22 protein-coding genes are annotated in these 19009 nt (G+C 68.7%); 20 read left to right on the top strand and 2 right to left on the bottom strand.

Annotated elements, in window-relative coordinates; translation table 11 throughout:
- Nucleotide 1: 1 nt before the first annotated feature.
- The gene (locus AB0E63_RS16790; RefSeq protein ID WP_360366305.1) at nucleotides 2–211 is read right to left on the bottom strand and encodes a hypothetical protein; all 210 of its coding nucleotides are present in this window, start codon (nucleotides 209–211) and stop codon (nucleotides 2–4) included.
- Nucleotides 212–229: 18 nt separating this feature from the next.
- On the opposite strand from AB0E63_RS16790, the gene AB0E63_RS16795 reads away from it, so the two are divergent.
- From AB0E63_RS16795 to AB0E63_RS16885, 19 genes are all read left to right on the top strand, one after another.
- Nucleotides 230–520 (top strand): hypothetical protein, encoded by a 291-nt coding sequence (locus AB0E63_RS16795; protein WP_360366307.1) that lies wholly within the window; start codon nucleotides 230–232, stop codon nucleotides 518–520.
- A gap of 68 nt (nucleotides 521–588) precedes the next feature.
- Nucleotides 589–3267, top strand: coding sequence for a hypothetical protein (locus tag AB0E63_RS16800; RefSeq protein ID WP_360366309.1), 2679 nt, complete (start codon nucleotides 589–591; stop codon nucleotides 3265–3267).
- 297 nt (nucleotides 3268–3564) lie between these two features.
- Nucleotides 3565–3798: a hypothetical protein gene (locus AB0E63_RS16805; RefSeq protein ID WP_360366311.1), complete on the top strand. Its 234-nt coding sequence runs from the start codon at nucleotides 3565–3567 to the stop codon at nucleotides 3796–3798.
- Between the two features lie 564 nt (nucleotides 3799–4362).
- The gene (locus AB0E63_RS16810; protein WP_360366313.1) at nucleotides 4363–5730 is read left to right on the top strand and encodes an FGGY family carbohydrate kinase; all 1368 of its coding nucleotides are present in this window, start codon (nucleotides 4363–4365) and stop codon (nucleotides 5728–5730) included.
- Nucleotides 5727–6356: a histidine phosphatase family protein gene (locus AB0E63_RS16815; RefSeq protein ID WP_360366315.1), complete on the top strand. Its 630-nt coding sequence runs from the start codon at nucleotides 5727–5729 to the stop codon at nucleotides 6354–6356. Before AB0E63_RS16810 ends, AB0E63_RS16815 begins: the two co-directional genes overlap by 4 nt.
- On the top strand, nucleotides 6353–7153 hold the full coding sequence (locus AB0E63_RS16820) for a DeoR/GlpR family DNA-binding transcription regulator (protein ID WP_360366317.1): 801 nt from the start codon (nucleotides 6353–6355) through the stop codon (nucleotides 7151–7153). The genes AB0E63_RS16815 and AB0E63_RS16820 overlap by 4 nt, the downstream gene beginning before the upstream one ends.
- A gap of 41 nt (nucleotides 7154–7194) precedes the next feature.
- Nucleotides 7195–8658 carry an FGGY family carbohydrate kinase gene (locus AB0E63_RS16825; protein WP_360366318.1) on the top strand — a complete coding sequence of 488 codons (1464 nt, stop codon included), beginning with the start codon at nucleotides 7195–7197 and terminating at the stop codon, nucleotides 8656–8658.
- Complete coding sequence (locus tag AB0E63_RS16830) at nucleotides 8655–9674, top strand: 2-hydroxyacid dehydrogenase (RefSeq protein ID WP_360366320.1); 1020 nt, start codon at nucleotides 8655–8657, stop codon at nucleotides 9672–9674. The genes AB0E63_RS16825 and AB0E63_RS16830 overlap by 4 nt, the downstream gene beginning before the upstream one ends.
- 21 nt (nucleotides 9675–9695) lie before the next feature.
- On the top strand, nucleotides 9696–10394 hold the full coding sequence (locus tag AB0E63_RS16835; protein WP_360366322.1) for an MgtC/SapB family protein: 699 nt from the start codon (nucleotides 9696–9698) through the stop codon (nucleotides 10392–10394).
- 22 nt (nucleotides 10395–10416) lie between these two features.
- Nucleotides 10417–10848: a MarR family transcriptional regulator gene (locus tag AB0E63_RS16840; RefSeq protein ID WP_360366324.1), complete on the top strand. Its 432-nt coding sequence runs from the start codon at nucleotides 10417–10419 to the stop codon at nucleotides 10846–10848.
- A complete protein-coding gene (locus AB0E63_RS16845) occupies nucleotides 10845–12245 on the top strand; it encodes an MFS transporter (RefSeq protein WP_360366326.1) in 1401 nt (466 codons plus the stop codon). The genes AB0E63_RS16840 and AB0E63_RS16845 overlap by 4 nt, the downstream gene beginning before the upstream one ends.
- 40 nt (nucleotides 12246–12285) lie before the next feature.
- Nucleotides 12286–13113 carry an inositol monophosphatase family protein gene (locus tag AB0E63_RS16850; protein ID WP_360366328.1) on the top strand — a complete coding sequence of 276 codons (828 nt, stop codon included), beginning with the start codon at nucleotides 12286–12288 and terminating at the stop codon, nucleotides 13111–13113.
- On the top strand, nucleotides 13110–14060 hold the full coding sequence (locus AB0E63_RS16855) for a sugar ABC transporter permease (RefSeq protein WP_360366330.1): 951 nt from the start codon (nucleotides 13110–13112) through the stop codon (nucleotides 14058–14060). The genes AB0E63_RS16850 and AB0E63_RS16855 overlap by 4 nt, the downstream gene beginning before the upstream one ends.
- Nucleotides 14057–14353: a hypothetical protein gene (locus AB0E63_RS16860; RefSeq protein WP_360366332.1), complete on the top strand. Its 297-nt coding sequence runs from the start codon at nucleotides 14057–14059 to the stop codon at nucleotides 14351–14353. The genes AB0E63_RS16855 and AB0E63_RS16860 overlap by 4 nt, the downstream gene beginning before the upstream one ends.
- On the top strand, nucleotides 14354–14869 hold the full coding sequence (locus tag AB0E63_RS16865) for a carbohydrate ABC transporter permease (RefSeq protein WP_360366334.1): 516 nt from the start codon (nucleotides 14354–14356) through the stop codon (nucleotides 14867–14869).
- Complete coding sequence (locus AB0E63_RS16870) at nucleotides 14866–16200, top strand: ABC transporter substrate-binding protein (protein ID WP_360366335.1); 1335 nt, start codon at nucleotides 14866–14868, stop codon at nucleotides 16198–16200. Before AB0E63_RS16865 ends, AB0E63_RS16870 begins: the two co-directional genes overlap by 4 nt.
- On the top strand, nucleotides 16197–16532 hold the full coding sequence (locus AB0E63_RS16875; protein ID WP_360366337.1) for a glycerophosphodiester phosphodiesterase family protein: 336 nt from the start codon (nucleotides 16197–16199) through the stop codon (nucleotides 16530–16532). Before AB0E63_RS16870 ends, AB0E63_RS16875 begins: the two co-directional genes overlap by 4 nt.
- Nucleotides 16445–16870: a glycerophosphodiester phosphodiesterase gene (locus AB0E63_RS16880; RefSeq protein ID WP_360366339.1), complete on the top strand. Its 426-nt coding sequence runs from the start codon at nucleotides 16445–16447 to the stop codon at nucleotides 16868–16870. Before AB0E63_RS16875 ends, AB0E63_RS16880 begins: the two co-directional genes overlap by 88 nt.
- Nucleotides 16871–16949: 79 nt before the next feature.
- Entirely contained in the window at nucleotides 16950–18146 is a 1197-nt protein-coding gene (locus tag AB0E63_RS16885) for a Gfo/Idh/MocA family oxidoreductase (RefSeq protein ID WP_360366341.1), read from the top strand.
- Here the strand turns inward: AB0E63_RS16885 and AB0E63_RS16890 are convergent.
- Nucleotides 18143–18523, bottom strand: coding sequence for a VOC family protein (locus AB0E63_RS16890; RefSeq protein WP_360366343.1), 381 nt, complete (start codon nucleotides 18521–18523; stop codon nucleotides 18143–18145). The genes AB0E63_RS16885 and AB0E63_RS16890 overlap by 4 nt on opposite strands.
- A 137-nt stretch (nucleotides 18524–18660) precedes the next feature.
- Here AB0E63_RS16890 and AB0E63_RS16895 point away from each other — a divergent pair, with 137 nt between their 5' ends.
- Entirely contained in the window at nucleotides 18661–19005 is a 345-nt protein-coding gene (locus AB0E63_RS16895; RefSeq protein ID WP_360366345.1) for a VOC family protein, read from the top strand.
- Nucleotides 19006–19009 lie beyond the last annotated feature (4 nt).

Genomic DNA, 19009 nt, shown 5'->3' on the forward strand with positions numbered 1-19009 from the left:
GTCAGTAGACCTCGATGCGGTCCAGGCTGATCACGGTGTTGCTGGAGGCAGGGTTCTTGTCGCCGGTGACTCGGACCGTCAAGGTGTGGGCGCCGTTCGGGATGGTGGCGGTCGCGTTGACTGCGTTGCTCCAGCGGTCGTTGCCCCAGAAGCACTTGCCGTGTAGTAGATGTACCAGCGGCCGTCGACGTGACGGAACGCCGGCGCCCACATCCGCGTGTTGGGGCTGGTGTCGGAGTCCCGCGGCCGGAACCGGCGCCTCGCGGCGGGCGTCGTACCGCACATGAAGCTGAAGGTGCGGGTCGTGCACTACCGCTGTCAGAGGCACGACTGCTGGTACGCCGACATCGACGACGCGGACGATCGTCAGCCGGACGACCCGTTCTGGTACGCCGACGGCTGCCGCACGCAGGCTGAAGCGATCTCGCTCGCGTGCACCCCGCTCGCCGCCCTCGACCAGGCGATTGCCGCGGGCACTCTTCCGTGCCGGATCAGCGAGTCCCGCGCCGCGGCCGCCTAGGTCAAGGCTCGGCAACTACCGCGCCGCAGACCTGGCCGCGTGCACCCCGCGGGCGGCATCCTGGGGCGATGCTCGGGGAATCGGACGGCACGACAGGCAACGCCACGATCGAGCAGATCGGCCGGCGCCGGACCTTCACCACCACCCTCCAACTCGCGATCATTCTCGCGGTCGTCCAATGGCCGATGCGTGCCGCGGTGCACGACGCGGCCGGCTCCGCGTTCGCTTGTGAGGTGCCGGGCCGGCTCTCGCTGCTGGTCGACGCGATGTTCATCATGGCCTACGTCTACGCGGCGTTCCGGGCCTACAAGTACGTCAAGTTCCTCAACCGCCAATCCTTGCTCAATCGTCAATCCTGGGAAGGGATCGCGGCGGTCGGCTCGTGGCTGGTCTTCGGCGCGGCCGTTCTCGACATCGTCGAAGACGTCTGGCTGTGGAGCGAGTTCGGCGCGTCGACGGGCCCGTGCGCCGATCTCTCGACCGGCTGGTTCACCTGGCTGATGCGGGCGGTCGGTTTGGCGGGAGCGCTCGTACTCGCGGTCTGCTTGTTCGCGACGAGTCGCCTCGGCCAGCGGAAGCTGTACGGCGTCCGGCTCGACCCACCGGCGACGTTCAAACGGCCCATGGACGACGGCAAGGACACCGGGCGGCTCGTGATCACGTGCTCGGGCGGCGGCATCCGCTCCGCGTCGTTCTGCCTCGGCGCGTTGCAACTCCTGCGGGAGCGAGGCCTGTACGACAAGGCGTCGACGGTGATCGGGGTCAGCGGTGGCGGCTACATGGCCGCCGCGTTCCACGTACTCCGGCGGACCTGCACCGACCCGTTCTCACCCGGCTCGCCGGAGCTGGCGAGGCTCCGCCGGCAGACCCGCTACCTGCTGTCCGGCGGCCGCGCGACGTTCCGCGCGGCGTTGTCGGTGTTGTTCGGTCTGAGCGTCAATCTGTTGCTGATCGGGATCATGCTGCGCGCGATCGCCTGGGTGCTCGGCTGGTTCCTGGCCGACCAGAAGGTGATCGTGCCGGTGGGCACCGAGATCCGGGTCGACTGGCGGCCGAACGATTCCTGGTTCTTCGTCGGCCTGTCGGCGTTCCTGCTCGCGGTCAGCGCCGCGATGTTCGTGATCGAGAAGGTCTGGGACCGCTGGGCCCGGATGCCCGACGTCGTCCGCACGGTCCTGACCACGGTCGGGACCGTCACCCTCCGGTACGGCGTACCCGTCGCGGTACTCCTCCTCGGCGTACCGGGAGGCCTTTATCTGCTGGGGAAACTGCCCGGTGACTCCTCCGACCAGCCGAGTCTCCCGGCCGCGTTGCTGGCGTTGGTCGATCCAACGAAACAGGGTCTGGCCTCGTTCAGTGCACTGGTCGTCGTCCTGATCGGGCTCGGTAAGTCGGTGTGGAACGGGCTCGCGGTCGAGGGTAAGTCGGCGCCCGGCCTGCGCGCGCGGCTGCTCGCGTTCGCGCGGACCAAGCTCGCGCCCTGGGTCGGCAGCACGATCATCGTGGTTGCCGCGGTCATCGTGCTGCTGCGGTGGACCGGCGGCTACGCGACCGATCGTTCCTATCAGGAGGACTGGAACGTCGCGTTGGTCCTGGCCGCGATCGCCGTGGCGATCAAGGTGCTCACCGACGCGAACCGGACCTCGCTGCACTCGTTCTACCGCGAGCGGCTGTCGCGGGCGTTCCTGGTGACGCGCAAGGACAACGGCGCCGCGGTCGCGCTCGACTACCACCTGCGGCTGCGGTACTCGGACTGGGCGAAGCCGGTCAACGGCGGTCCGCAACTCGTCATCGCCGGCGTCGCGAACGTCGACGATCCCGACTTCGTGCCGACCGAGCGCGACTGTGTCCCGTTCATCTTCGATGCCGAGCAGATCGGGATCGTGGGGGACCGGTCGCTCCCCGACGGCGGCCGGCGTACGACCGACGACTACGAGCGCGAGGCCGACATGCTGAAGCGGGAGGTGACCGTGCCGGCGGCGATGGCGATCAGCGGCGCGGCACTCAGCCCGCTCACCGGCCGGGTCAATGGACGGACCAGGCCGGTCCGGCTGCTGCTCGCCGTACTGAACGCCCGCCTGGGTGTGTGGCTGCCGAACCCGTACTGGAACAACCGCGCCGAGCCCGCGTTCCCCGACGTACACGGGTTCGTGCCGAAGCTCCGGCGGTACGTCGGCAGCGTGATCGACAAGCCTGGTCCGTACCGGCTGCTGCACGAGGCGGTCGGGTCGCCGTCGATGTACGAACGGCGGATCTACGTCACCGACGGCGGTCACTACGACAACCTCGGGCTGGTCGAGGCGCTGCGCCGCAAGCCCGCCCAGGTGATCGTGATCGACGCCTCGAACGACGCCGAGGACAGGTTCACCGCACTGGCCGAGGCGATCGCGACCGCGCGGATGGACCACGGCATCCAGATCGACATCGACCCGGCGCCGATGGTCCGCGGGTCGAAGCCGCGCGCGGACCGGGCCTGGGCGTACGGACTCGCGACCCATCCGCTGAAGGAGGGCGAGGAGAAGCCGTACAAGACCGAGATCTTCTTCGTGAAGGCGATGCTGGCCGGCCACCTCGAATGGGACCTCGAGCAGTACGCCGTCGAGCACTCGGACTTCCCGCGACGGACCACCGGCGACCAGTTCTACGACGAGTGGGACTTCGAGGCCTATCGAGCCCTCGGCTACAGCCTGGCCCAATCCCTCACCGACCACCACCGGGTCCACGACCGCCTCTGGGACGTGCCGTAGGCAACAGTCTGGAAAGGCCCTGTTCCTGTGGATAACTCCGCAGATCTGTGGACAAGCCAACGAAAGTTGTGGACAAGGCAGCTGATGCTGGTGCCGATGCACGTGCAGTCCGCCTGGTGAGCGGGTGGTTGCCGGGACTCGAGGCCGGTGGTCTCATTAGTGGCCGTGTGCAGGGCGAAACTTTACGAAGATTTAGCCGTGACGTCCGGCGCGCCAGGTCGTTGATCTGTCAGAGAGTTCGCGAGCAGCGGATCGCTGGGGCAGATCTTGCTGGGGAATCTGGGGAAGGGACCGCCCGTGCACCGATTCAACTCACCACCTGACTGGCCCGAGCCGCCGACCGACAGTTGGCGTCCGCCGGTCGGCTGGGAGCCCGACCCCACGTGGCCGGACGCTCCGGCCGGCTGGGGTTTCTGGGTCAACCGCAGCGGCCGCCCGTCCAGCGGCCCGATCGGTGCCTACGGAGCCATCGACGCCGGCCGCCTCGAGCTCGCCGCCGCCGACCCGTCCCTGGTCCTGATGCACGCCTGACCTCCCACTCCTTCGACCTCCCGTCGGTCAGGCGCAGCCGACAGGAGCCCGGCTCCCGCACGCTACCCAGCGTCGGGAGCCGAGTCACGCCCGCACCTGTCCCAGCAGTAGGAGCCGCGCTGCGTCCGCACGCTTCCCAGCGTCGGGAGCCGAGTCACGCCCGCACCTCTCCCAGCGGCAGGAGCCGCGCTGCGTCCGCACGCTTCCCAGCTGCGGGAGCCGAGTCACGCCCGCACCTCTCCCAGCGGCAGGAGCCGCGCTGCGTCCGCACGCTTCCCAGCTGCGGGAGCCGAGTTGCGTCCGCTCCTCCAGCGGGCCGGTCGCGTCCGCGCCTCCGGTGGGGGGCTGGGACCCCTTCGTGGGGCCGTGAACAGGAAATAACCTGTGTTGAGTCCCCGGTTCCTCTCCAAGGCCCCGCTTTCCGGCCCGGCGGTGGCGGAGACCGGCCCGGCGGTGGCCGAGATCGGCTCGGCGGTGGCCGGGTTCGGACGGGGGCTGGCGCGTTCTTATCGTTATCTGGTGTTATGTTATCAACGTAGATAACACTCACCTGGGAGGCGAGACGTGGCAGGACCCGGCTGGATCGGTCTCGACCTCGGCACCCAAAGTGTGCGCGCCATCCTGGCTGATGCCAACGGCGCTGTTCTGGCTCGTGCAACCCGGCTGCTGACCAGCCGCCGTGACGGCGCGCGGCACGAGCAGGATCCCCAGTCCTGGCTCGATGCGGTCGACGCCGTCCTGGCCGAGGTCACCGAAGGCCTCGTCGACGGCATTGCCATCTGCTCCACCTCCGGCACCTTCCTCCTCACGGATGTGAACGGCCGTCCGGTCACCCCCGCGCTCATGTACGACGACGCCCGCGCGGCCGATCGTCGCGACCGCATCATGGACGCCGATCCGGACCGCTGGTCGACCGCGATGCAACCCACCTGGGCACTCCCGAAGATCCTCGCGCTGGTCGCAGACGGCTACGACCTGACGAACCACCGCGTCGTCCACAGCGCCGACTTCGTCGCGGCCCACCTGGTCGGTCACCCGGTCGCCACCGACACCAGTCACGCCCTCAAGACCGGCTACGACCTGATCGCCGACACCTGGCCGACCTCCGCGTTCGACAAACTAGGCCTGCCGCTCACCGCCTTCCCCGAAGTCGTGCTCCCCGGCACCGAGCTTGGCCGGACGCCGGCCGGCGTCCCCGTCTACGCCGGGATGACCGACGGCTGCGCCGCCCAGATCGCCGCCGGCGCCCTCACCCCCGGCGCCTGGAACTCGGTCCTCGGTACGACGCTCGTCCTCAAAGGCGTCAGCAAAGACCTCCTCGACGACCCGACCGGTGCCGTTTACAGCCACCGGCACCCAGACGGCGGCTGGCTCCCCGGCGGCGCGTCCAGCACCGGCGCCGGCGTACTCACCGAGCTCCTTCCGGGCGCCGACCTCGACGCGTTCGACACCGCCGCCCGCAAACTCGGCCCCATCGACGCAGTCATCTACCCCCTCACCAAGACCGGCGAGCGATTCCCCTTCGTCGCGCCCCGAGCCGAGCGCTTCACCCTCGGCGCGACCACCGACGACCTGCACACGTACGCCGCCGTCCTGCAAGGGGTCGCCTTCATCGAGCGCCTCGCGTTCGAGCACCTCGAGTCCCTCGGCGCCGACCCCGTGGGCTCGGTCTCGCTCACCGGCGGCGCCATCCGCAGCGGCTACTGGAATCAGCTCCGCTCCGACGTCCTCGGCGTACCGGTCGAGCTCCCGGCCGTCCCGGACCCGGCGTACGGCATGGCAGTCCTCGCCGCGTCGGGTGGAAACGAGCTCACCGCGACCGCGCGAAGAATGGTCCGCGTGGACCACGTACTCGAACCGCGCAAGCAGCCGCTCGATGAGCTGTACGGCGAGTTCGTGGCCGAGCTGGATCGCCGGGGGTACCGCGGATGAGGACCACGATCGTCCTGGCCCGGCACGGGCGGACCGAATGGCACCACGGCAACCGGTACACGGGTTCCACGGACCTCCCGATCGACGACGTCGGCGTACGGCAGGCACAGCTACTCAAGGACTGGGCGACCGGCTACGCGCCGGACGCGTTGTGGTGCTCGCCGATGCTCCGGGCCCGGCAGACCGTCGGGCCGACAGCGCAGGCCCTCCGGCTGGAGCCGAGGCTGGACGCGCGGCTGCGCGAGGTCGACTTCGGTTCGGCCGAGGGCAAGATGCTCAGCGAACTCCCGCCGGCCGTGGCCAAGGCGTTCCAGTTGGACCCGGTCCGCGACCACTTCCCGGGCGGTGAACCTCCCGTCGAAGCGGCCGATCGGGTGTACGACGTGTTCCAGGAGATCGGGCGGCGGAACGAGGGCAAGAAGGTGCTCGTCGTCGCGCACAACACTCTCATCAGGCTGCTCGTGTGCAGGGCGCTCGGACTGCGGTTGAACGACTACCGCAGACTGCTACCTGCGCTCGGTCCCGCGGCGCTGGTGCGTTTCCGGTGGCAGGACGGCACAGTGGGTCTCGAGGCGTACAACGTTCCCCCTGTGATTCCTCCTGCGCGAATGGAGACCCTGGCATGACATCGGATGTCGACGGTGACACCACCGAACTGAGCCGTCCCGCCCGGCGGCAGGCCGAGATCGCGGCCTACGTCGTCGAGCACGGCTCGGTCTCGGCCAACGATCTGGTCGAGGCGTTCGGGGTGAGCGTGATGACGGTGCACCGCGACCTCGACGAGCTCGAGCGGCAAGGCGTGGTGCGCAAGTACCGCGGCGGCGTCAGTGCGCAGCCGACGAGCGTGTTCGAGAGCAACGTGGCGTACCGGCTGAACACGGCGACCGCCGAGAAGGCGGCGCTGGCCCGGCATGCCCGGGCGATGATCGAACCCGGGATGTCGGTGATGCTCGACGACTCGACCAGCGCGCTCGCCCTGGTCGACCTGTTCGAGGACATCACTCCGTTGACCGTGGCAACGAACTTCCTGCCCGCGATCAGCAAGCTGACCCAGCTGCGCGACATCACCCTGCTCGCGCTCGGCGGGATTTACTCCGCGACGCACGACTCGTTCGGCGGGATGCCGTGCGCCGAGGCGGTCGAGGCGCTGCACACCGACCTGCTGTTCTGCTCGGTGTCCGCGGTGTCGGCGACGCACGCGTTCCACCAGGAGGAGGAGATCGTCCTGGTGAAGCGGGCGATGTTGCGCTCGGCGAAGACCAAGGTGCTGCTGGTCGACCACGCCAAGCTGCAGCGGACCGCCCTGCACCGGCTCGCGCCGCTGACCGACTTCGACGTCGTGGTGGTGGACGAGAAGACCCCGCAAGACCTGATCACTTCGTTGCGCGACCACGGCGCCACCGTGGAGGTAGCCAAACTCTGAGGACCCCGGACGTGCGGCGGCCGGGGTGGTAGGGAGGGATGATGGACGTCGGAGTTGACGTCGGTACCACCGTCACCAAGGCTGTCGCGTTCGACGGGGCCGGCCGGCCGGTGGCCGAGGCGTCCCGGCCGACCCGGCTGGTCCGGCCCGGGATCGGCCGGTTCGAGCACGAGACCGCGGAGATCGTTGCCTCGGTCAACGAGGTGGTCGGTGAGCTGGCCGGCACCGTGGGGGACCGGCCTGGTGTCCTGGCGATCACCGCGCAGGGCGACGGTCTCTGGCTGGTCGATCCGGACGGTACGGCGGCCCGCCCGGCGATCTCGTGGCTGGACGCGCGCAGCAGCGCGATCCTCGAGCGCTGGACCTCCGACGGTGTCGCCGAGCGAGTGTTCCGGCGCTCCGGCAACCGGATGTTCCCGGGGGCATCCGGTCCGCTGCTGGCCGCCGTACTCGCGGAGGAGCCGGAGGTGATCGCCCGCGCCGGCACAGCGGCGTACTGCAAGGACGTCGTGATGCAGAACCTCACCGGGGTCCGCGCGACGGACGTGTCGGACTCGTCGGCACCGTTCCTGGACCCGCGCACGAACCAGTACGACGACGAGGCGCTGAAGGCGACCGGTCTGTCGGAGCTGAAGCACTTGCTGGCACCCGTGGAGCCGGCCGGACCCGTCGGTGAACTGCGCGACGACTCGACCGGCATTGCTCGTGGCACCAGAGTCTCCGCCGGCCCGTACGACTTGCCGGCCGCAGCCGCCGGAGCAGGTGTCGATCAACCGGGCGACGCCCTGCTGACCGTCGGTACGACGCTCGCCTGCCAAGTGGTCACCCGCGAGCTACCCGTCGACGGCGAGCCCGCTGGATTGTTCCTCGGCACGTGGACACCAGGCGTCTGGCTCCGCGCGATGCCCGCGATGGTCGGTACGGCGGCTCTCGACCGAGTCCTCGCACTCGTCGGCGTAGGCACCGACCAACTGCCCGCGTTGCTCGCGGAGAGCCCGGTCGGCGCACAAGGCGCGACCGTCCTGCCCTATCTGTCCGAGGCCGGCGAGCGCGCGCCCTTCGTGGACACCCGGGCCCGCGGCACGATCGACGGGATCTCGCTGTCCACGACGACGGCCGACCTGGTCCGCGCGACCTGTGAAGGCATCGCGTACGCCGCTCGCCACTGCCTGGACGCGGCCGGGTGGACCGGCCGGGTGACGGTCTGCGGTGGAGGTGCGCGCAGCAAGGAGTGGACCCAGATCCTCGCGGACGTGCTCAACGCGCCACTGCACACGGCCGAGGCCGAGCAGGTCGCCGCGCGGGGTGCGGTGATCTGCGCGCGGCGCGCGATCGATCCGGACAGCGCCGGACCGGAGTGGATCGCCGAGACCCGTCAGGTCGATCCCGATGCCGCCCGCGCGGAGTTCTACGCCGAGGGATACGCCCACTACCTGCGCAGGATCGAGGCAGCCCGCCCGCGCTGGTCCGACCCAGCACCAACCTTTGATTCAGGAGTTCGATGAGAACCATCACGACATTGCTTGCCGGTGACCACTTCGTCCGGAACGAACTCCTCGCCACAGCATTGTCCTCCCTCGAGCACGTCAGCTTCGACTTCCGCGAGATCACGCTGCCCTGGCCGCTCACGCCGTACGGACGGGTGGCCGAAGTGGACGAGGCGAGCGATGCCGAGGACCAGTTGATCGAGGCGCTGTCCGGAGTCGAGCTGGCGGTCACCCAGATGGGCCCGTTCACCGAACGGGTGCTGGACAACGCACCTGATCTGCGGTTCCTGGTCGTCTGCCGTGGTGGCCCGGTCAACGTGAACGTGCCTGCGGCAACCAAGCGCGGGATCATGGTCGCCTCCACACCCGGACGCAATGCGGTCGCCGCCGCCGAGCACGCGGTCGCGCTGATGATGGGTGCCCTGCGCAACCTTCCCCGGCTGCAGCGGACGCTGGAGCAGGGCGAGTGGCGCAGCGACCTCTACGCGTACGACGAATGCGGCCTGGAGCTCGACGGTGCGACCGTCGGCCTGGTCGGGTACGGCGCGATCGGCCAACGCGTCGCCCGGGTGATGCTTGCCTTCGGCGCGCACGTTCTGGTTGCCGATCCCTACATCGACAAGGCTCCTGAAGGCATCGAGCTGATCGAGCTCGACGAGCTGCTGCGACGGTCCGACGTGGTCAGTCTGCACGCCCGGCTGACCGACCAGACCCGCGGCCTGATCGGTGCCGACCAGATCGCGATGATGCCGCGCGGCGCCGTACTCGTGAACACAGCGCGTGGCGGCCTGCTCGACTACGACGCGACCGTGGACGCGCTGGAGTCCGGTCAGCTGGGGGCGGCGGCGTTCGACGTGTTCCCGGCCGAGCCGGTCCCGGCCGGCTCCCGTTTACTCACCGCGCCCAACGTGGTGATGACACCGCACCTCGCCGGCGCGACCAAGCAGACCGCCCTCCGGGCCGGCTCGATCGCTGCCGAGGCGGTCGCCGCCTACCTTGCCGGAAAGGACCCTCTGGGACTGGTTTCCGCGTAGTCGGGGAACTGGTCGAACATCATGAAACTCGCAACATCAACCACCTGGACCGAGCTCCTGCTGCTGCTGATCGCGTTCGTGCTGTCGATGGTCATCGGCATCGAGCGGCAGGTCCGGCAGAAGAGTGCGGGAATGCGGACGCACACGCTCGTCGGCACCGGGGCCGCGCTGTTCACGCTGGTGTCGGGCTTCGGCTTCAGCGCCGTCCTCGGGACCGACGTCAACCTCGACCCGTCGCGAATCGCCGCCCAGATCGTCTCGGGCGTCGGCTTCCTCGGCGCCGGGGTGATCTTCATGCGCCGCGACGTGGTCCGCGGGCTGACCACCGCCGCGACGATCTGGATGACCGCCGCGATCGGGATGGCCTGCGGCGCCGGAATGCCGGTGCTTGCGGTCGCCGCGACAGTGCTCCATCTCGTCGCGGTCGGGCCGTTCGCCCGGCTGGGCCAGCTCCTGCCGTCACCGGATCGTCGCCGGACTGTCACCGTGCGGTACGACGACGGCGCCGGCGTACTGCGCTCGATCCTGGGGACCGCGACGTCGATGGGCTTCGAGGCGTCGGTGCTCGGCACCGAGGTGCACCGTGACGGTGCCCGGCCGCAGGTCCGGGCCTCGATGCGGTTCCGCGGGCGCCCGCCGCTGCAGAACCTCGTCCTCGCGCTCGACGACCTGGACGGGGTGACCGGGGTCCGGCTCCGGAACGACGAGGACGACGATTGAGACCATCAGCTATGCTGATGGTATGACTTCTGCTGATGCCGCTGCCCACGAGATCCGGACCAGCCTGTTCCGGCTGGTCCGGCGGCTGCGTCAGGAGCGACCCGAGGGGGAGCTGAGCTACTCCCAGCTGAACGTGCTGGGCTGGCTCGATCGGGAAGGCCCGATGACGAACGCCGACCTGGCGGCCGCCGAGCGCGTCACTCCCCAGACGATGATGCGCGCGACCGCCGACCTGGTCGCCACCGAACTCATCAGCCGTGCTGATAATCCGACCGACCGGCGTCAGGTGCTGCTGAAGATCACCCCGGCCGGGACGACGCTCGTCCGCGAGGACCGGCGCCGCCGCGACAGCTTCCTCGCCCAGGCGATGGAGAGCACCCTGACCCCCACCGAGCGCGACCTGCTCCGCCTCGCCGCCGGCCTGATGGACAAACTGTCCGAGGTCCACGAATGACCAAGGTCGTCGAAGAGCCGCGCGCTGCCGCGGAGGTTCAGGTCCAGCCTGGGCTGCCGGCGAAGTACGCGGCGTCGGTCGGGTTGGGCACGCTGTTGCAGCCGCTCAACTCGTCGATGATCGCGGTCGCCCTGGTGGCGATCGGGAATGACTTCCACGCGGGCAGCGAGACCCAGTGGCTGGTTTCTGGCCTCTACCTCGCGACAGCCGTCGCCGCACCGACGGCGGGGCGGTTGGCCGACCTGCTGGGTGCGCGGCGCGTGTTCCTGGCCGGGCTCGGGCTGGTGGCTGTGGTGTCGGCGCTGGCACCGTTGGCCCCGAATCTTGGCTGGCTGATCGCGGCGCGGGTGCTGCTCGGCATCGGGACCGGGGCGCAGTTCCCGTCCGGCGTCGCGATGATCCGGCGGATCGCCGACCGCCGGAAGGCCTCCGCGGTTGGCGCGCTCGGATTGATCTCGGTCTTCGCGCAGACCTCCGCCGCGCTCGGTCCGAGCGTCGGCGGCTTCCTGGTCGGTGTCTTCGACTGGCAGGCGATCTTCCTGGTCAACCTGCCCGTCTCGGCGATCGCCGCGTTCTTCGTCCTGCGTCTCGTCCCGGCCGATCCGCCGCGACCGGCGGACGACGGCCGCAAGCTGTGGCGCGAGATCGACCTGACCGGCCTGTTCCTGTTCACGCTGGCGATGACCTCGGTGATGCTGATCCTGCTCTCGCTGGCCGGCCACCCGACCTGGTGGTTGCTCGCGGCAGCGATCCCGCTCGCCGTTCTCTTCGTCCTGTGGGAACGCCGTGCCGCCACGCCGTTCGTCGACGTACGGCTCCTCGCCCGCAGCGCACCGCTCTCCCTCGGCTACCTGCGCACGATGCTCACCTACGTCGCGTTCTACGCGATCTTCTACGGTCTCCCGGGCTGGCTCGAGCAAGGCCGCGGACTCGATCCGATGCAGGTCGGCCTGGTCGTTCTCCCGATCGCAGCCTTGGGCGCGGTCACCGTCGCCGCCGCGACCAGGCTCGCCCGTCGCCACGGCCCGCGGCTCCTGCTGATGATCGGATCTGCCGGCCTCCTGGTCGGTGGCGCCGCGCTCGCCTTCGGTGTCCACGCCGGTACGCCGATCGCCGTACTGATTCTGATCTGCGCGGTGCTGGGTATCCCCAACGGTTTCAACGGACTCGGCAACCAGCTGGCCGTCTACAGGGCCGCTCCGCCAGAGGCCGTCGGCGCCGCGGCCGGTCTGTTCCGTACGTCGCAGTACGTCGGAGCCAACCTGGCGGCGGCCGCTATCGCGCTGGTCTTCGCCGGCCCGGCCACCGACGCCGGTCTCCACCGCCTCGGCCTGCTGGTCGGCGGGATCGCGGCGATCCTGCTCGTCGATGTGATCTTGGTGAGAAAATCACATTGATTGTCTATACGTAACCATCAAACGGTGATAATTTCACGGCGTGCTTAACACTCCGCCCCTCACTGAACTGCGCGCGCTGGCCGTCAGGCTGGCGTTCGCGGCCGGCGAGGAGTTGCTGGCACGCCAACGGAGTCTGTCGATCGATGCCGCCGGTGTCGAGACCAAAAGCTCCGCGAGTGATCCGGTCAGCGCTGCCGACCGTGCATCCGAGAAGCTGATCACCGACGGGATCACGACGGCCCGGCCCGGCGACGGCTTGCTCGGTGAAGAGGGCGCCGCGCGTACGTCGGAGACCGGACTCACCTGGGTGATCGACCCGCTGGACGGCACGGTCAACTACCTCTACGGCCGCCTGGACTGGTGCGTCTCCATCGCGGCCGAGGACGAGGCTGGTGCACTGGTCGGCGTCATCCATCAGCCGCGCGCCGGCCGCACTTGGTCGGCGATCCGCGACCAGGGCGCTCGCCGCGACGACAGTGGTCACGAGGACGTTGCTCTCGGCCCCCTTCGGGAGGTGGCGCTCGAGGCTGCCCTGGTGAGCACCGGCTTCTCCTACCTCGCGGAGCGTCGCGCCGAACAGGCCGACCACCTCCGCCGCGTGCTGCCCGCCGTGCGAGATGTACGGCGTGGTGGTTCGGCCGCCCTGGACCTGTGCTCGGTTGCCGACGGTACGGCGGATGCGTACTACGAGCACGTGATTCAGCCGTGGGACATCGCCGCCGGCGCACTGATCGCACGCGAAGCCGGTGCCCGGACCATCGGGGGACCGGGCACCGAATTCCCGCACGGCATCCTGGCCGCCGCTCCGGCGCTGGCCGCCACCCTTGTCGAAGTCATCGCCCCAACAACCCCGAGGAGGTCGGTGTGACCGCACTGGACCTGCCGGTCCGGACTCATCCGGACGAACGCAAGCCGGCCGCCGGCATCGACCAGCGACGGCGGAGGCGGCGGCGCGAGTACGGGCTGTTCGCCCTGCTGGTGGCGCCGAACCTGCTGGTGATCGCCGTCTTCGCGTACTGGCCGATCATCTACAACGCCTTCCTGAGCCTGACCGACTGGAACATGATCGCGGCCCGGCCGAAGTTCGTCGGGCTGGCGAACTACGGCCGTACGCTGACCGACCCGGCGTTCCACAAGACCCTGTGGATCACCATCGTGTTCACCGGCCTGATCGTGGCCGGCAGCCTGGTGATCGGGCTGGCGCTGGCCTTGCTGTTCAACCTCCCGTTGAAGGGACGCGGCGCGGTCCGGACGCTCGCCTTCGCGCCGCACATCCTGTCCGGTGCCGCGGTCGCGACCATCTGGCTGTTCATCTTCGACCCCGGCTACGGCCTGATGCGGGCGCTGATCGAGCCGTTCGGCGCCGAGCCGCCGGACTGGATGAACAACTCCGACTGGGCGCTCCCGGGTCTCGTCATCGTCTACCTGTGGAAGAACGTCGGCTTCGCCGCGCTGATCTACCTGGCCGGTCTGCAGGGACTTCCGAAGGAGCTCGACGAGGCGGCCGCGATCGACGGCGCTTCGACGTGGACCCGGTTCCGGGCCATCAAGCTCCCGTTGCTTGCCCCGATCACCTTCTTCCTCCTGATCACCACGGTGATCGGGACCTTCCAGGCCTTCGACGTGATCGCCGTGATGACCGGTGGTGGCCCTGGTGATGCCACCACCACGCTGAGCTGGTCGATCTACAACGAGGGCTTCCAGGCGTTCAACGCCGGCCGCGCGGCGACGCTGTCGATCATCATGTTCGTCGTCCTGCTGGTCGTCACCGCGGTGCAGGCCCGGGTGATGGAGAGGCGGGTGCATTACCGATGAAGGTGCGCGCGATCCAGTACGTCGTACTGGCCGGTGTGGCAGCCGTGTTCCTGGGACCGCTGTATTGGCTGCTGTCGACGGCGTTCAAGCAGCCCACCGAGATCTATCAGTGGCCGCCGGCGTGGTGGCCGCACTTCACCTGGGAGAACTTCAGCCTGGCCTGGAAGGCGGCGCCGTTCGACCGGTTCTTCCTGAACTCCACGATCATCACCGTGGTGGGGACCGCCCTGAAGGTGATCAACGCCGTGCTGACGGCGTACGCCTTCGCGTACTTGCGGTTCCCGTTCAAGTAGGTGCTGTTCTTCCTGGTGCTCGGCGCGATGATGGTGCCCGGTCACGTGACGCTGCTGCCGAACTACTTGACCGTGGCAACACTCGGCTGGATCAACACGTATGCGGGCCTGATCATCCCCGGCATCGGGTCGGCGTTCGCGACCTTCCTGATGCGGCAGCACTTCCTCACGCTGCCGTCGGAGGTGACGGACGCGGCCGCGGTCGACGGTGCCGGCCACCTGCGCACGTTGTGGCGCGTGGTGCTGCCGATGTCGCAGCCGATGCTGATCACCGTCGTCGTGATCACCGCGGTCGAGGAGTGGAACAACTTCGTCTGGCCGCTGATCGTGACCAACACCGCGTCGATGCGGACGCTGCCGGTCGGCCTGCTGATCCTGAAGGACGAGGAGGGCCTGGCGGCCTGGGGCACCATCATGGCCGGCACCCTGCTCGTGCTCGCGCCGATGCTGCTGATCTTCCTGATCGCTCAGCGCTACATCGTCGGCGGCATCACGCAGGGAGCTCTGAAGGGATGACGATGCCCATGATCATGCGCCGCAGGATGTTCCTGGGACTCGCGGCCGGAACGACGCTGGCGGGCTGTGGCTACCGCTCGGTCGACGCGATCTACTCGCAGCCGGCCGGGACGGTCCCGAAGCAGTATGCGAACCGCGTCCGCGTCGTCTTCTGGACGTCGTACGGCGGGGTGAACGGCAAGGCGGTCGACAAGCTCGTTGCCAAGTTCAACGACTCCCAGCAGGACGTGTACGTCGAGGTGCAGTTCCAGGGCAGCTACGACGACGTGGCCCAGAAGGTCGCGGCCGCGCTGGTCGCCAAGCAGGCGCCGGATCTCGCCATCCTCTCCGACGTCACCTGGGAACGCTTCTTCCTGAACGAGGCGCTCGAGCCGCTGAACAACTACTTCAACGACGGCTTCGGCCCGGGCGTCTATCAGCAGAAGCTGTTCGGCGAGTACGTCGTGAAGGGGCAGAGCTGGGCGGTTCCGTTCGCCCGGAGTACTCCGATCATGTACTACAACCGCGATGCGTTCGCGAAGGCCGGGCTGCCGGACCGTGCGCCGCGGACCTGGAGTGAACTGCGGTCGTGGGTGCCCGACCTGGCGAAGGTGCAGTCGGGCGGGCGGTCGCTGCGGACGATCGCGTTCGCGAAGGTCGACGGCGACTGGCAGTTCCAGGGCAATGTGTGGCAGTTCGGTGGCGCGTACTCGAAAGGGCTCGACGTCACCATCGACGAGGCCGGAGCGGTCGCGGCTGGTGAGTGGCAGCGGTCGATGGTGCACGACCTCGGGGCGGCGTACATGGCGAGCAGCCCGAGCACGGACTTCGCCAACGGGCTGGTCGGCGTGATCCAGGAGTCGACCGGTGGCATGAAAACCATCACCGGTAAGGCGAAGTTCAAGGTCGGCGCCGGGTTCATCCCGTCCGAGGTGGCGTCCGGGCTCGCGACCGGTGGCGGCGGAATCGGCATGCTGCGGAACATCTCCGACGAGCGTAAGCAGGCCGCCGCCACGTTCCTGTCGTTCCTTGCGCGCCCGGAGAACTCCGCCTGGTGGACGACGCAGACCGGCTACCTGCCGGTCGTGGACGCGGCCCGCGAAGACCCGGAGCTGAAGAAGCTGATCGCCGAGCAGCCGAACTACGGCGTCGCGATCGCGCAGCTCGCCAACGCCCGCCAGCAGGACGCGATCCGGCTCTACGGCCGGAACGCGAACGTCCAGATCTACACCGGACTGCAGCAGATCTACGCCGACAACGCCGCACCGAAGAAGGTGTTCGGCTCGGTCGCCAAACGGCTCGAGGCCATCGGCGACGAAGTCCAACGACTCTACGAGGAGAAAGTGCTGTGATCATCACCGGCCACCGGGGTGCACTCGGGACCGAACCGGAGAACACGTTGCGATCCTTCCGGCGCGCGGTCGCCGACGGGTGCGACGAGATCGAGCTCGACCTCCGGGTCACTGCCGACGGTGAGCTGGTGATCATGCACGATGCGACCGTCGACCGGACCACGTCGGGGTCCGGCGAGGTCGCCGTACTCTCCTACGACGAGGTCCGGTCGCTCGACGCCGGACTCGGCGAGATGGTTCCGACGTGGGCGGAGACGGTCGCCGCGATCGACGTCCGCTTCCAGACCGAGGTGAAGGCGGAGGCCGCCGTACGCTGCTGGCGCAGTCGCTGAAGGCCGACCGTTCGCTGGCGGAGCGGACGCTGGTCACGTCGTTCCACCCGGAGATCCTGCTGGCCGTCCGCCAGGCTTTCCCGGACGTGTCCACGGGCCGGATCTTCGGTCGTACGCCGCCCGTCGCCGACGTACTCACGCTCGCCCGCGAGGCCGAGGCCGGCTGGGCCCTGTGCGGCATCGCCGGCCTCACCCCGGAGGGCGTCGCCGAACTCCAGTCCGCCGGCCTGGCCGTCACCGCCTGGCCCGTCCCCGACGCCGAGACCCTCACCCAGGCGGTAGCCCTCGGCGTCAACGGCATCACCACCGACAACCCCCACCTCCTCCAGCGCCCCTAGGTCGCGTGGTCGGGGTCACACGTTCCAACGTGTGAATTTGTTCTTCCGTGGAAGAAAAATGTGTGATTGCCTAGTCCGCATGGGAATCAGCATCGGTGTGGTCGGCGCCGGCCAGTTCGCTCCTTCGTTCCTGCGGCTGTGGTCCGCGCACCCGGACGTGTCCGACGTGCGGCTGACCGACGTACTGCCCGAACGGACCGCCGAGATGGCGGCCAAACAGGGCATCAAGGTCACGCACGCGTCGTTCGAGGAGATGCTCGAGTCGGACCTGGACGCGGTGGCGATCTTCACCCAGCGGTGGCTGCACGGCGAGATGGCGATCCGGGCGCTCGAGGCCGGCAAGCACGTGTACTCGACCGTCCCGATGGCGATCGAGGCGGACCAGATCGCCCGCATCATCGAGCTGGTCAAGGAGACCGGCCTGACGTACATGATGGGCGAGACCAGCTTCTACTACCCGTCCTCGGTGTACTGCCGGCAGAAGCTCGCCGCCGGTGAGTTCGGCCGGGTGTTCTACACCGAGGGCGACTACGTCCACGACATGGATCTCGGGTTCTACGCCGCGTACCAGTACAGCGGTGGCGACGACTGGAAGAAGACCGCGTCGTTCCCGCCCCTGCTCTACCCGACGCATGCCGTGGGCAACGTTCTCTCGGTGACCGGGCAGCACGCGACGCACGTGTCCGCCATCGGGGTGCAGGACGACCGCGGCGACGGGGTCTTCGACAAGGACGTCAGCCAGTTCGACAACGACTTCAGCAACGCGACCGCGCTGTTCAAGCTCGCCGACGGCGGCGTGATGCGGACCAACGAGATGCGCCGCGTCGGGTACCCGTCGCACCTCCGCGAGTCCCGGCTGCGCGTGTTCGGGACCGAGGGCAGCTTCGAGCAGCTCGCCACGACCACGCTCTGGCAGACCAAGGAAGGCGTCGAGGACGTCAGCCACCTGATGGAGACCAAGCCGAGCAGCAACCTGGACGACACCGACCTCGCGAACGTCGACCCGGCACTCCGGGACGCGTTCCGCTCCGGTCTCTCCCCGGTCCACGACCGCAGCCGTCTCCCGGCCGAGTTCGACGGCCTCCACAACGGCCACGAGGGTTCCCACCACTTCCTCGCCGACGACTTCGTCCGCGCGGTCGCCGACAAGACCCTCCCCCCGATCAACGCGTGGGTCTCCGCCCGCTACACCCTCCCCGGCATCTACGCCCACCAGTCCGCCCTACAAGGCGGCGTACAACTAGAAATCCCCGACCACGGCGACGCCCCGGTCTAGAGGTAGTTGCTGAGTTCGATGAGGTTTTGGTCGGGGTCGCGGAGGTAGACGCTGACGATGGGCCCGGTTGCGCCGGTGCGTTCGACCGGGCCTTCCTCGATCTCGACTCCGTGGCTGATCAGCTCGGCCTGTATCTGCTCGATCGGCTCGTCGACGATGAAGCACAGATCCGCGGTGCCGGCGCCGGGGTGCTCGGCCTTGGGTTCGAACTCGTGGCCGACCTGGTGCAGGTTGATCTTGCTCGTGCCGAAGGCGAGCGCGCGTCGCCCACCCTTGAACGTGACCGCCGCCATCCCCAGCACGCGCTCGTAGAAGTCGGTCGTCGCGTCGAGGTCGGCGACGGTGAGCACCAGATGATCTAGCCGATTCACCTTCATGTCCCGACTCTAAGGACAGACCTCCGATGAGGTGATGTCATTAGGAGGTAGTGCCCTCACGGTCGGTCGCGCCGCCTGGGCGCACCGCGGGTGACGTGATCCCGGGGACTACCTCCTGTTCTTGGGTACGATCCGTTATGGCTCTGGACCTGTTTGCCGGGATCTCTGTCAGTGATTACGCGGCCGCAGTTGCCTGGTACGAGCAACTGCTGGGTGCACCGCCGAGCTTTCTGCCGAACGACATCGAGGCGGTGTGGGAGGTCGGGGAGCACCAGTTCCTCTACATCGAGGTGGTGCCCGAGCACGCCGGACATGCCCAGCACACGTTGTTCGTCGAGGACTTCGAAGATGTCATCCAGGCGATCGCCGAACGCGGGATCGAGCCGGCGGTGCGGGAGACGTACGAGAACGGCGTCCGGCACGTCACCTTCTACGACCCAGACGGCAACGAGGTCTCGTACGGCGGCGCCCCGGTGGAGTGAGGTC

The sequence above is a fragment of the Kribbella sp. NPDC026596 genome, from assembly GCF_040638415.1.
GTDB lineage: Bacteria > Actinomycetota > Actinomycetes > Propionibacteriales > Kribbellaceae > Kribbella.